At 70.5% G+C, this 12107-nt stretch carries 9 protein-coding genes; 4 read left to right on the forward strand and 5 right to left on the reverse strand.

The window, feature by feature from the left end:
- Positions 1 to 140: 140 nt before the first annotated feature.
- Both ACIBAF_RS22715 and ACIBAF_RS22720 read right to left on the reverse strand, forming a co-directional pair.
- Positions 141 to 785 carry a LuxR C-terminal-related transcriptional regulator gene (locus ACIBAF_RS22715; RefSeq protein ID WP_399465170.1) on the reverse strand — a complete coding sequence of 215 codons (645 nt, stop codon included), beginning with the start codon at positions 783 to 785 and terminating at the stop codon, positions 141 to 143.
- A 73-nt stretch (positions 786 to 858) separates the two neighbouring features.
- Positions 859 to 1506 (reverse strand): TetR/AcrR family transcriptional regulator, encoded by a 648-nt coding sequence (locus ACIBAF_RS22720; RefSeq protein ID WP_399465172.1) that lies wholly within the window; start codon positions 1504 to 1506, stop codon positions 859 to 861.
- Between the two features lie 172 nt (positions 1507 to 1678).
- Here ACIBAF_RS22720 and ACIBAF_RS22725 point away from each other — a divergent pair, with 172 nt between their 5' ends.
- Both ACIBAF_RS22725 and ACIBAF_RS22730 read left to right on the forward strand, forming a co-directional pair.
- The gene (locus ACIBAF_RS22725) at positions 1679 to 2596 is read left to right on the forward strand and encodes an ABC transporter permease (RefSeq protein ID WP_399465174.1); all 918 of its coding nucleotides are present in this window, start codon (positions 1679 to 1681) and stop codon (positions 2594 to 2596) included.
- A gap of 1 nt (position 2597) precedes the next feature.
- On the forward strand, positions 2598 to 3419 hold the full coding sequence (locus ACIBAF_RS22730) for an ABC transporter ATP-binding protein (protein ID WP_399465224.1): 822 nt from the start codon (positions 2598 to 2600) through the stop codon (positions 3417 to 3419).
- Between the two features lie 84 nt (positions 3420 to 3503).
- Here ACIBAF_RS22730 and ACIBAF_RS22735 read toward each other — a convergent pair whose 3' ends face one another.
- Positions 3504 to 8450, reverse strand: coding sequence for an NAD-glutamate dehydrogenase (locus ACIBAF_RS22735; protein WP_399465176.1), 4947 nt, complete (start codon positions 8448 to 8450; stop codon positions 3504 to 3506).
- 681 nt (positions 8451 to 9131) lie between these two features.
- On the opposite strand from ACIBAF_RS22735, the gene ACIBAF_RS22740 reads away from it, so the two are divergent.
- Positions 9132 to 9698 carry a DJ-1/PfpI family protein gene (locus ACIBAF_RS22740; RefSeq protein WP_399465178.1) on the forward strand — a complete coding sequence of 189 codons (567 nt, stop codon included), beginning with the start codon at positions 9132 to 9134 and terminating at the stop codon, positions 9696 to 9698.
- 55 nt (positions 9699 to 9753) lie between these two features.
- On the opposite strand, the gene ACIBAF_RS22745 is transcribed toward ACIBAF_RS22740, so the two are convergent.
- Positions 9754 to 10428 carry an HAD family hydrolase gene (locus tag ACIBAF_RS22745; protein WP_399465179.1) on the reverse strand — a complete coding sequence of 225 codons (675 nt, stop codon included), beginning with the start codon at positions 10426 to 10428 and terminating at the stop codon, positions 9754 to 9756.
- A 67-nt stretch (positions 10429 to 10495) separates the two neighbouring features.
- Entirely contained in the window at positions 10496 to 11011 is a 516-nt protein-coding gene (locus tag ACIBAF_RS22750; protein ID WP_399465181.1) for a DUF6912 family protein, read from the reverse strand.
- A 347-nt stretch (positions 11012 to 11358) separates the two neighbouring features.
- Between ACIBAF_RS22750 and ACIBAF_RS22755 the strand changes: the two genes are divergently transcribed.
- Positions 11359 to 11958: an Rv3235 family protein gene (locus ACIBAF_RS22755; protein ID WP_399465183.1), complete on the forward strand. Its 600-nt coding sequence runs from the start codon at positions 11359 to 11361 to the stop codon at positions 11956 to 11958.
- Positions 11959 to 12107: the final 149 nt, after the last annotated feature.

Consider the following 12107-nt stretch of genomic DNA (forward strand, 5'->3'; position numbering starts at 1 on the left):
GCGACGCCGACACCCTGGCCGCCGTGGACGGCCGTCCTGCACGTCCCTCTGCCGGGTGACGGCGACCGTGTCCTGCGCCTGCCGGAACTCACCGCCCTGGCGCACCGGCCGGCCGGAGCCCCGGTGCACCCAGGCCTGTCCTAGGCGTTGTTCAGGTACGCCAGCACCGCCAGGACGCGCCGGTGGCCGGTGTCGCCGACCGGGAGGCCCAGTTTCAGGAACACGTTTCCGATGTGCTTGCTGACGGACCGCTCGGTGATGACCAGGGTGTCGGCGATCGTCGTGTTGTCGCGGCCCTCGGCCATGAGCTTCAGCACCTCGCGCTCGCGGGGCGTGAGCGAGTCCAGGGGCGAGTCGCGGCGGCGCGTCATCAGCTCGGTGACGACCTCGGGATCCAGAGCCGTACCGCCGGAGGCGACCCGCTCCAGCGCGTCCAGGAACTCGTCCACCCGGCCCACGCGATCCTTCAGCAGATAGCCGACCCCGCTCGCGCCCCCGCCCAGGAGCTCGGCGGCGTAGGACTCCTCGACGTACTGCGAGAGCACCAGCACCGGCAGGCCGGGGATCTTCCCGCGGGCCTCCAGGGCCGCCCGCAGCCCCTCGTCGCGGAAGCCCGGCGGCATCCGCACGTCGAGCACCGCCACGTCCGGCCGGTGTTCCAGCAACGCCGGCAGCACCTCGGGGCCGGAGCCGACGACAGCTGCCACCTCATGCCCGGCAGACGTCAGCAGCAGGACCAACCCCTCCCTGAGCAGGGCGTTGTCCTCGGCTATCACGACTCTCATGCCACCTCGACTCCTGCAGCGCCTACCGCGTCTCGATGCCTGCAGCACCCCAAGGCGCACCGCGTCTCGATGCCTACAGCGCCTTGATCGCCTCGGCGGTCGCCCGAGCCAGCGCGCCCAGATACCCCTTGGGCAGCTTCGGGCTGCGGATCACCACCGAACGCCAGTAAAGCGGACCCGAGATCAGGTCGAGCGCCAGCTCCTCGTTGAACCCCGCACGGATCTCCCCGCGCTGCTCCGCCGCCGCGACGATCTTCAGGGCGACCCCGTCCTGCCCCTCCTTCAGCGCCTTCTGCATGGCCTCGGCGATGTCGGGGTTGCGGGCCGCCTCGGCCTGGAGGTCCGGGATGATCTGCGAGGCCACGGGGTGGCGCAACGCCCGCGAGGTCACCTCGTAGAGCATGCGCAGGTCGCCCTCCAGGCTGCCGGTCTCCGGGGCCGGCAGGCCCTGCACGGCGATGATCGAGACGATGTCGAGGACCAGGTGCAGCTTGGAGCGCCAGCGGCGGTACACCGCGGTCTTGCCCACTCCGGCGCGGCGGGCGATGCCCTCGATGGACATCCGGGCGTAGCCGACGGTCGCGAGCTCCTCGAAGACGGCGGCCCGGATGGCTTCCGTCACCTCCTCGCGGAGCACGGCCGCACCCGCGGGCGCCCGGCGGCGCGGGCGCACCTGGGGTCCTTCGGCGTTCGTCGCGTTCGTCGTCATGCCGACCAGCATAGGGCGTTACGACGATACGGTTGCGTTCCGACGTCAACTCGGCCTACTCTCACGTTGCGACGATACGGTCCCGTCCTGACGTAAGAAAACGTGAAGAGAAACGTAAGAAAACGTCGGACGACTTAAGGAAACGGCGCCCGCAACCCCCCTCCCCCGAGTGAAAGCAGCGGATGTGAGTCAGGTCCTCCACACACCGCCCCAGACACCGGCCTACGGTCCCGGCGAGCTCGCAGCCCTGGCCGAGCGGCACGGCCTGGCGGTCAGCGGCGCCCGCCCTCCCCTGCCGGAGTACATCCGCCAGCTCTGGGCGCGCCGCCACTTCATCACCGCGTTCGCCACCGCCAAGCTCACCGCCCAGTACAGCCAGGCGAAGCTGGGCCAGGTCTGGCAGGTGATGACCCCGCTGCTGAACGCGGCGGTCTACTACTTCATCTTCGGTGTCCTGCTGGAGACCAAGAAGAACGTGGCGGACTTCATCCCGTTCCTGGTCACGGGCGTGTTCGTGTTCACGTTCACCCAGAGCTCGATCATGACGGGCACCCGCGCCATCTCCGGCAGCATCGGCCTGGTACGGGCCCTGCACTTCCCCCGGGCCGCGCTGCCGCTCTCGTTCTGTCTGCAGCAGCTCCAGCAGCTGCTGTTCTCGATGGCCGCCCTGGTGATCATCCTGTTCGCGGTGGGCGTGCCGCCGGCGCTGTCCTGGGTCCTCGTCATCCCGGCGCTGACGCTCCAGTTCGTCTTCAACGCGGGCGTCTCGATGATCATGGCCCGGGCCGGTGCGAAGACGCCGGACATCGCCCAGCTGATGCCGTTCGTCCTGCGCACGTGGATGTACATCTCGGGCGTCATGTGGAGCATCGACAACCTGATCGAGAAGCACCACGGCATGCCGAACTGGGTCGGCGACCTGCTGCGGGCCAACCCCGCCGCCGTCTACATCGACCTGATGCGCTTCGCGCTGATCGACAGCTTCCACGCCAGCCAGCTGCCGCCCCACGTGTGGCTGATCGCGACCGGCTGGGCGGTGCTCGCCGGCGTCTGTGGCTTCATCTACTTCTGGAAGGCTGAGGAGACGTACGGCCGTGGCTGACATCGCAGACAACGCAACACGCACCGCGCCCGCCGCGCCCGTCGACGAGCGGGCCCCCACCGTCATCGCGGACAACGTCGACATCGTCTACCGGATCAACGGAACCGGCAGCGGCCGGGGCAGCGCCACCGCCGCCCTCAACCGCATCATGCGCCCCAAGCAGGCCGCGAAGGCCTCGGGCATGCGGATGGTGCACGCCGTCAAGAAGGTCTCCTTCGTCGCCTACAAGGGCGAGGCGGTCGGCCTGATCGGCACCAACGGCTCCGGCAAGTCGACCCTGCTCAAGGGCATCGCGGGTCTGCAGCCGGTGGAGAACGGCAAGATCTACACCGACGGCCAGCCCTCCCTCCTCGGCGTCAACGCGGCCCTGATGGGCGACCTGACCGGCGAGCGCAACGTCTACCTCGGCGGCCTGGCCATGGGTATGACGCCCGAGCAGATCAAGGAGCGCTACCAGGAGATCGTCGACTTCTCCGGCATCAACGAGAAGGGCGACTTCATCTCCCTGCCCATGCGCACCTACTCCTCCGGCATGGGCTCCCGGCTGCGCTTCTCCATCGCCGCCGCGAAGGACCACGACGTTCTGCTCATCGACGAGGCGCTGTCGACCGGTGACGCGCGGTTCCAGGCGCGATCGGCGGCCCGCATCCAGGAGATGCGCCAGCACGCCGGCACCGTCTTCCTGGTCAGCCACAGCAACGCCGCGATCCGCACCACCTGCGACCGCGTGCTGTGGCTCGAGCGCGGCGAACTGCGCATGGACGGCCCCACGGAAGAGGTCCTGTCCGCGTACGAGGAGTTCACCTCGGGCAAGAAGAAGTAGCCGTACGGTCCTCGACCCGACGGAAGGGCGCCCCCGATGGTTCGGGAGCGCCCTTCTGTCGTGCCTGAGACCGTGCCTACCGGCCTACGAGTGCGTCCTCAGCAGCGTGCGCATCGTCCGCATGGCCACCGACAGGTTGGCCAGGTCGAACGTCTCCGAGCTCTGGATCTCCTCCAGTGTGATGCGCGCCCGGCCCAGGATCGCCGCGTTCTTCTCCTCCCACGCCTTGAACCGCTGCTCGGGCGTCGACGTGCCGTTGCCGACGGCCAGGACGTCCGCGGTCAGCGCCGCGTGGGCCGCGTACAGGTCCTCGCGGATGGAGGCGCGGGCCATGGACTGCCAGCGGTCCGCGCGCGGCAGCTCGACGATGCGGTCCATCAGCTGGGTGATGCGCAGCCGGTCGGCGAGGTCGTAGGAGACCTCGGCGACGTCCAGCGGGTCCTTGCCCATGCGGTCGGCCACCGAGACGATGTCCAGCGCCGGGAACGCCGAGGAGAACCCGGCCACCCGGGTCGCCAGCTCGTCCGGGACGCCCGCGTCGGTCAGCTCGTCGTAGATCTTCTGCCACCACTCCAGGTCCGCGCCGCGCAGCAGCTTCGTCAGCTGTGCCCACACCTGCTCGACGCGCTCGGCGAAGAAGTCGACCGTCTCGGCGAGCTGGAGCGGCTGCGGCCGGTTGTTCAGCAGCCAGCGCGTGCCGCGCTCGACGAGCCGCCGCGAGTGCAGCCGGATCCGGGTCTGCACGGCCGCCTCGACCTGGTTGTCGAGAGCCTCCACCGCGTCCCACACCGGCGCCGACCGGAAGATCGCCCGGGCCGCGGTCTGGGCCCGCACGATCTCCTCCAGCGACGCCCCGGTCTCCTCGCGCAGCCGGTGCAGATACGTCGTACCGCCCGTGTTGACGGTGTCGTTGACCAGGACCGTCGTGGTGATCTCGCGGCGCAGCGGGTGGCTGTCGATGCCCTCGGGGAACCGCTCGCGCAGCGCCGTCGGGAAGTACGCGTGCAGCAGCGTGCGCAGGTAGTCGTCGTCGGGCAGCGAGGTGCGCAGCAGCTCGTCCGACACCGTGATCTTCGTGTACGCCAGCAGGACGGCCGTCTCCGGGCTGGTCAGGCCCTGCCCGGCGCCGAGGCGCTCGCGGATCTGCCGGTCGGTGGGCAGGAACTCCAGGGCCCGGTCCAGGTGCTTCTCCCTGACCAGGTGGCGCATGAAGCGCTGCTGGGCGTGGAGCATGTCCTTGGACTGTGCGAGGGCGTTGGCGATCGCCGTGTTCTGCGCGTAGTTGTTGCGCAGGACGAGAGCGCCGACCTCGTCGGTCATCTCCGCGAGCAGCTTGTTGCGCTGCTTGACGGTCATGTCGCCCTCGGCGACCAGGCCGTTGAGCAGGATCTTGATGTTCACCTCGTGGTCGGAGGTGTCCACGCCCGCGCTGTTGTCGATGGCATCCGTGTTGATCTTGCCGCCGTGCAGTGCGAACTCGATCCGGCCGAGCTGGGTCAGCCCCAGGTTGCCGCCCTCGCCGACGACCTTGACCCGCAGGTCGGCGCCGTCCACCCGGATCGGGTCGTTGGCCTTGTCGCCGACGTCCGCGTTCGACTCCGTGGAGGACTTCACGTACGTGCCGATGCCGCCGTTCCACAGCAGGTCCACCGGCGCCCGCAGGATCGCCTTCATCAGGTCGGCCGGGGTCAGCTTGGTGACGCCCGCCTCGATGCCGAGGGCCTCCCTGATGTGCCCGTTCACCGGGATCGCCTTCGCCGTCCGCGGGAAGACGCCGCCGCCGGCCGACAGCAGGCCGGTGTCGTAGTCGGCCCAGCTGGAGCGGGGCAGCTCGAACAGGCGGCGGCGCTCGGCGTAGGAGGTCGCCGCGTCCGGCTTGGGGTCGATGAAGATGTGCCGGTGGTCGAACGCGGCGACCAGGCGGATGTGCTCGGACAGCAGCATGCCGTTGCCGAACACGTCGCCGGACATGTCGCCGATGCCGACGACCGTGAAGTCCTCGGCCTGCGTGTTCACGCCCAGCTCCCGGAAGTTCCGCTTCACGGACTCCCAGGCGCCGCGGGCGGTGATGCCCATGCCCTTGTGGTCGTAGCCGGCCGAGCCGCCGGAGGCGAAGGCGTCCCCGAGCCAGAAGTTGTACGACTCGGCGACCTCGTTGGCGATGTCGGAGAACGTCGCCGTGCCCTTGTCGGCGGCGACCACCAGATAGGTGTCGTCCTCGTCGTGCCGGACGACGTCGGCCGGCGGCACGACCTCCCCGGCGACCATGTTGTCGGTGATGTCGAGCAGCGCCGAGATGAACGTCTTGTAGCTGGCGATGCCCTCCGCGAGCCACGCGTCACGGTCGACGCCCGGGTCGGGCAGCTGCTTGGCGACGAAGCCGCCCTTGGCGCCGACCGGCACGATGACGGTGTTCTTCACCATCTGCGCCTTGACCAGGCCGAGGACCTCGGTCCGGAAGTCCTCCCGCCGGTCCGACCAGCGCAAGCCGCCGCGCGCGACCTTCCCGAACCGCAGGTGTACGCCCTCCACCTGCGGCGAGTACACCCAGATCTCGAACGCGGGCCGCGGCGCGGGCAGGTCCGGGATGGCCTGCGGGTCGAACTTCATCGACACGTAGTCGTGCGGAAGGCCGCCCGCGCGCTCCTGGAAGAAGTTCGTGCGCAGCGTCGCCTTGATGACGGTGAGGAAGGACCGCAGGATGCGGTCCTCGTCGAGCGAGGCCACCTGGTCGAGCGCGGCGTCGAGCTCCTCCAGCAGGGCGTCGACGATCTCGAGCCCGGCGCGCTGCCGGTCGGGCGACATCCGCGCCTCGAACAACGACACCAGCAGCCGGGTGGTGTGGACATTGGTCCGGAGGGTGTCCTCCATGTAGTCCTGGCTGAACGTGGACCCGGCCTGACGCAGGTACTTGGCGTACGCGCGCAGCACCATGGCCTGCCGCCAGTTCAGCCCGGCGCCCAGCACCAGCGCGTTGAACCCGTCGTTCTCCGCCTTGCCGGTCCAGGTCGCCGAGAACGCCTCCTGGAACCGCTCGCGCCCGTCGTCCCCGAGGAAGTCGCCGCCGGGACCGGCCAGCGACTTGGGGATGCGCAGCCCGAAGTCGTAGATCCAGGCGTTGCTGCGGTCCGTGCAGCGCAGCTCGTAGGGCCGCTCGTCGATCACCTCGACGCCGAGCCGGTTCAGCACCGGCAGCACCGCCGACAGGGAGATCGCGTCACCCTTGCGGTAGATCTTGAAGCGGCGCTCGTCCGGCCCGGCGCCCACCGGCTCGTACAGGCTGAGCGAGAAGTTCCGCTCCTCGGTGAGCCGCTCCAGATGGACCAGGTCGGCGACCGCGGCCCGCGGGGTGTGGTCGGCCTTGTAGCCCTCGGGGAAGGCGTTGTTGTAGCGCCGCAGCAGCTCCGCGGCCCGCTCCTCCCCGCACTCGGCGTTCATCGCCTCGCCGAACGCGTCGGTCCAGGACCGCGCCGCCTCCACCAGCCGCGCCTCGATGCGGTCCTTGTCGGCGTCGGACAGCTCGGACAGCTCGGTGCCCTGCGGGACCCGGACGACGAAGTGCAGCCGGGACAGGATCGACTCGGTGTTCCAGGCGGTGAAGTCGACGCTCGTCCCGCCCAGCTCCTCCTTGAGGATGTCGATGATCCGCAGCCGCACGCCGGTGGTGTAGCGGTCGCGGGGCAGGTACACCAGCGCGGAGTAGTAGCGCCCGTACTCGTCCTGCCGCAGGTAGAGCCGCAGCCGTCGCCGCTCCTGCAGATACAGCACGCTGGTCACGATGGACCGCAGCTCGTCCACCGGCGTCTGGAACAGCTCGTCGCGCGGGTAGGTCTCCATGATCTGGACCAGGTCGCGCCCGTCGTGGCTGTTCGGCGAGAACCCGGCGCCCTTCAGCACGGCCTCGACCTTGCGCCGCACGACCGGCACCCGCGCCACGGACTCGGTGTAGGCGGCGGAGGAGAACAGCCCGAGGAACCGCCGCTCACCGACGACGTTCCCGTCGGCGTCGAACCTCTTCACACCGACGTAGTCGAGGTAGGAGGGCCGGTGCACGGTGGCCCGGCTGTTCGCCTTGGTCAGCACCAGCAGCTTGTGCTCGCGGGCCTTGGCGCGGGCGTCGGCGGACAGCCGCTCGAAGGAGGGGCTGACGGGGTGGCTCTCGTCGCCGGAGTGGTGCGGGTCGGAGCGCAGGATGCCCAGGCCGGTGCCCGGCACGGCGGCGAGGGCGTCGTCCGCGCGCAGCTGGTACTCCCGGTAGCCGAGGAAGGTGAAGTGGTCGGCGGCCAGCCAGCGCAGCAGCTCACGGGCCTCGTCGACGTCGGGCCGCGCCAGATCGCCGGGGACCGGCTCCTCGGGGAGTTCGTCGGCGACCCGCAGCGCGGTGTCCCGCATCTTCTCCCAGTCCTCGACGGCCTCCCGGACGTCGGACAGGACCCGCAGCAGGTCGGCGGTGATCTGCTTCAGGTCGGCGCGGTCGGTCTCCCGGTCGATCTCGACGTGGATCCAGGACTCGACGTGCGCGTCGTGCGGAAGGTCCCCGGCGGCGGGCGGCGCGCCGAGCACCTCGATGAGCCTGCCGGTCACATCCCGCCGCACCGCGATCTGCGGATGGATGACGAGGTGGATCCCCCGCCCCTGCCGGCTCAGCTCATTGGTGACGGAATCGACCAAGAACGGCATGTCGTCGGTGACGACCTCCACGACGGAGTGACTGCAGGTCCACCCGTTCTCCTCGACGGTGGGGGTGTGGACCCTCACGTTGGCCGTCCCCTGCGGCCGGCTCTCGGCCAGCCGGTAGTGCGAGAGTGCGGCTCCGAAGACGTCGACCGGGTCACGGTCGGTCAGGTCCTCCGGGGCGGTGTGCAGGTAGTACCGCTGGAGGAACGCGAGGAGGACTGCGTGGTCCGGGGTCCCCGGAGTGCCCTCACCCGTCGTCCCAGTCGGTAGGTGCCCCCCGACCGGGCTGTTCTCAGCGACCCGCGCCGCCCTGTCGAGCAGCTCGGCCTTGGCTTCGTCCAGCTTGGTCTGCATTGTCCTCTGGCTCCTGTCGCGCGCCGTTGCGTGACGTAGAAGGAAGTACGGTCTCTTCCCCTGCGGCTCGACGCCACGACCCGGGGTCTCCGGGCTGCTCCGACGCTATGCCGCAAGGCGAGATGAGCGGGGGGATATCGGCCATGTTCGACACGTCCCCGGCATGTGACGCTGCTCTCTGCGGCGCCTGCTCCCCGGGTGTGTACGGCGTCCAGGGGTCCCATGCGGCCCCGTCCCGCCCGCGCCGACCAGCGTCCACCGCCCGGCCGCGGAGATGGTCCGCACACACCGGGCGCAGGGCAGGAGCAACCACACCCCCGCGAGCTATCGCGCTGATCACGCCACCAAGGCTATCGCTCCTCACGGGGCCCCCGTCATGAGCCGTATGTGTACAAAACAACGACCAGAAGTTTGACGTTCTGCACAGGACCAGGACACGGAACACCATGAAAGAGACGGCTTCGAGGGAACGCCACGCGCAGAAGCGACCCGCCTACGCCGACGCCGCCGACGCGGGCCACCGAAACCCCGAGGGGCGCAGGGGACGCGGTCCCCGCCGGGGGCGAGAAAAAGTCGACGCCAGCCCCACCCCGCGGGACGCTGAAAGCGGCCCCTCTTGGCAAGCCCACCCCCAAGAGGCACCTTGCCCATGACATTGCCCGCCCGAGAGGAGCCGCCACCATGACCGCGAAGATCCTCATCGTCACCGGCGACGCAGCGGAATCCCTGGAAGTCCTGTACCCCTACCAGCGCCTGCTCGAGGAAGGCTACGAGGTCCACATCGCCGCCCCCACCCGAAAGAAGCTCCAGTTCGTCGTCCACGACTTCGAACCCGGCTTCGACACCTACACCGAGAAGCCCGGCTACACCTGGCCCGCCGACCTCGCCTTCTCCGAGGTCGACCCCGGGCAGTACGCCGCCGTCGTCATCCCCGGCGGCCGTGCCCCCGAGTACCTCCGCAACGACCCCGAACTCCGCAAGATCCTCAAGTCGTTCTTCGACGCCGACAAACCCGTCGCCCAGATCTGCCACGGCCCCCTGGTCACCGCGGCCGCCGACGCCCTCCGCGGCCGCCGCGTCACGGCGTACCCGGCCCTGGAGATCGACATGCAGTCCGCCGGCGCCGTCTTCCAGGACGCCGAGGCAGTGGTCGACGGCGCCCTGGTCTCCGCCCGCGCCTGGCCGGACCACTCGGCCTGGATGCGCGAATTCCTGACGGTGCTACGCGCAAAGGCGCCGGTGACCTGACCCAACCCTGCCGGCGCTCCCCGGTGCGGCGCCCTCAGGACGCCGCACCCAGGCCTCACGCCGCCGCAGCCAACTCCCCCGCGACCTCCACCGCCTCCCCCAGCGTGTCCACCACCGGCACCCCCACCCCCTCCAGACTGGCCCGGCTGTGCGAACCGCCGGTGTACAGCACCGCCCGCGCCCCCACATGCAACGCGGCCACCGCGTCGTCCGCGGCGTCCCCGATCACCACCGTGCGCGCCGCCTCCACCCCGCCCAGCGCCTTCAGGTGCCGCACCATGTGCTCGGCCTTGCTGCCCCCGGACGGCCCCGTCCGCCCGTCGACCCGTACGAAGTGCGCCTCGATCCCGAACCCCCGGACCAGCGGCACGAGTTCCTCGTGCACGTACATGCTCAGCAGGGACTGACTGTGCCCCGCCGACCGCCACCCCGCCAGCAGCTCCACCGCGCCCTCGGTGAGCCCGCACCGCACCCGATGCTCGGCGTAGTACCGGTGGAAGACCTCGTCCATGACCTCCCACTCGGCGTCGGTGGGCAGTCTTCCCATCAGCCGCTCGTAGAACTTCGGCACCGGCACGCAGTACAGCGCCCGGTAGCGCTCCAACGTGAGCGGCTCCAGCCCCAGCTCCGCGAACGCCGCGTTCGTCGCCCCGATGATCGCGTCATTGTCGTTGAGCAGCGTCCCGTTCCAGTCCCAGACGATGTGCGCCGCTTCCTGCTGCATCCCCATACCGGAAAACGTACCCGCCGCCACTGACAATCAAGTGACCGACCGAAGCCGACCGGCGACGGCGGGTTCAGTCCCCCGACCCGACCAGGTTCGGGATCTCCTGCGGGGCGAACCACAGCAGCTCGTGGTCCTCGGCTCCGTCCACGACGAACTGCGCGTCGTCGTCCCCGCCGTCCGCCGCCGCGAGCGCCTGTGCCGCGGCGGCCACCTCCGTCTCCGCCTCACCGGCGTCGACGTGCACCGCCGCCGCCTTCGACAGCGACACCGCGCCGGTCACCCGCACCTCGCCCAGCGCCGCCGGATCGAGCCCCCGGTCGGGGTCCACGGCGGCCGCGCGGTCGGGCACGTCGACGGCGACGACGACCCGCCGCCGCGGGGCGCCCGGGTCCGCCGCGAGCAGGCGCAGCGAGGCGAGCGCCGCCCTGCTGAGTGCCGCGTACTCCAGCTCCTCGATGTCGTCGGAGAGGTACCACTCGCGCAACGCGGGCGTGACGGCGTACGCGACGAGCGGCTCGGCCCCCAGCTCACCCGTCTTGTGCGCCTCGGCGAGGCCGGGGAGGGTCAGGGGGACGTAGACGCGCATGGCTGGCCGCTCTCTTCGTGGTCGATTCGTGGGTCGCAGGGCTCGGACTCGGCCCCCCCGGGAGGGTGGTTCCGCGCCTTCCCGAGCGCCTTCAGGATACGTGCGGGCGTCCCCTTTCGTGCCCCTGCCCACACCCCCGCGGGCGTCAACCCCACCCCCGAAATTCACCCCGCCCGCCCCCACGGCTTCGGGCTTTCCGCACCCTCGACCACCCCTGATAGGTGAACCTTCCGACCCCTCACCCTCGGCGTCCCGCTTCCTTGCCGCCACGGACCGCGACCCCGTACAAGATCCACAACGGCAAGTTACCGCCCGGTAGTCACTGGGCCCACCGAACGGGGACACCCATGAACAAGGTCATGACGAGGATGCAGGCACACCCCGGAACCCGCCCTCCCGGCCGCCGCGACACCCGCCGTCCCGCAGGCGCCCCACCCCGCACCCCGGGCAGCGGCAGCCGCCCACCCGGAACCCCTGGCACCGGCACCGGCACCGGCTCCCCCACCCGCACCCGCCCCGCCGACACCCGCCCCACGACCGCCCAGCCCCTCACAGCCCACTCCCCCACCGTCCCCGTCCAGACCCCGCGCCGACCCGCCTCCCAGCCCCGCCCCACCGACCTCTTCGCCGACCGCCTCCTCGCCGTCCTGACCGGCCGGCGCCCCGTCCACTTCATGCTCCGCCACACCCTCGGCCGCGCCTACGACGACCTGGCGCACCTCGCCGAAAGCGGCCCCCTGCGCACCGCCCACGGCACCCGCCCCGTCGTCCGCGACATCGGCTACTACGTCCCCCGCCCCGATGCCATCGAGGCCTTCGCCCGCATCGGCGCCGGAGACCGCCTGCGCGCGATGGCCTTCCGCCTGGAACGCGGCACGGACCACCGCTGGCGCTGCACCGCGGTAGAACTCGACGGCCCCCGCAGGCCCCACCCACAGGACGACTGAACGCCCCCAGAGCCGCTCAACACGAGGGCTTGAGCGGACTGACCCCACAAACCCTCCGCACCCCTCCTCCCCGCCCACAAGAGCCGCCCAGGACCGCGGAAGGCCCACAAGCCGAGAACACCCAGCAGGCTAAGAAGGCCCCGAAGGCG

The sequence above is a fragment of the Streptomyces sp. NPDC051677 genome (genome assembly GCF_044453465.1).
GTDB lineage: Bacteria > Actinomycetota > Actinomycetes > Streptomycetales > Streptomycetaceae > Streptomyces.

Excerpts from the sequence above, each read along its gene's own strand:
- ACIBAF_RS22715 (WP_399465170.1), bottom strand. The coding sequence starts at position 785 with ATGAGAGTCGTGATAGCCGAGGACAACGCCCTGCTCAGGGAGGGGTTG.
- ACIBAF_RS22740 (WP_399465178.1), top strand. The coding sequence starts at position 9,132 with ATGACCGCGAAGATCCTCATCGTCACCGGCGACGCAGCGGAATCCCTG.
- ACIBAF_RS22750 (WP_399465181.1), bottom strand. The coding sequence starts at position 11,011 with ATGCGCGTCTACGTCCCCCTGACCCTCCCCGGCCTCGCCGAGGCGCAC.
- ACIBAF_RS22735 (WP_399465176.1), bottom strand. The coding sequence starts at position 8,450 with ATGCAGACCAAGCTGGACGAAGCCAAGGCCGAGCTGCTCGACAGGGCG.
- ACIBAF_RS22720 (WP_399465172.1), bottom strand. The coding sequence starts at position 1,506 with ATGCTGGTCGGCATGACGACGAACGCGACGAACGCCGAAGGACCCCAG.
- ACIBAF_RS22745 (WP_399465179.1), bottom strand. The coding sequence starts at position 10,428 with ATGGGGATGCAGCAGGAAGCGGCGCACATCGTCTGGGACTGGAACGGG.
- ACIBAF_RS22755 (WP_399465183.1), top strand. The coding sequence starts at position 11,359 with ATGAACAAGGTCATGACGAGGATGCAGGCACACCCCGGAACCCGCCCT.